General features: G+C 58.5%; 1 protein-coding gene. It reads left to right on the top strand.

What is annotated here, in order from left to right; genetic code table 11:
- Positions 1-260, top strand: a 260-nt coding sequence (locus EUU22_RS22250) for a type IIL restriction-modification enzyme MmeI (RefSeq protein WP_245485250.1), incomplete at both ends; no start/stop codon positions are given.

Raw genomic sequence — 260 nt, 5'->3', positions numbered from 1 at the left:
TGAAGCCAAACGCAAGCACATTGAAGCTCTGGCCGAGGAAGTATTGCTCATCCGCGAAGACTACCCGGATAAATCCCTGGCAGACCTCTACGACCCGGACAAAATGCCCGCCCCGCTGCTGGCCGCCCATAAAACCTTGGATCGTGCGGTGGAAGCCCTGTATCGCGACCGGCCTTTCCGTGATGCCTCGGAACGGCTGGAACATCTGTTCGCCCGCTACGAAAAACTGATTGCCGCCGAGCGGGCCAAAAAACCTGCCA

The sequence above is a fragment of the Ciceribacter ferrooxidans genome (genome assembly GCF_004137355.1).
Lineage (GTDB): Bacteria > Pseudomonadota > Alphaproteobacteria > Rhizobiales > Rhizobiaceae > Allorhizobium > Allorhizobium ferrooxidans.
This window is presented reverse-complemented; position numbering and strand designations above follow the sequence as displayed.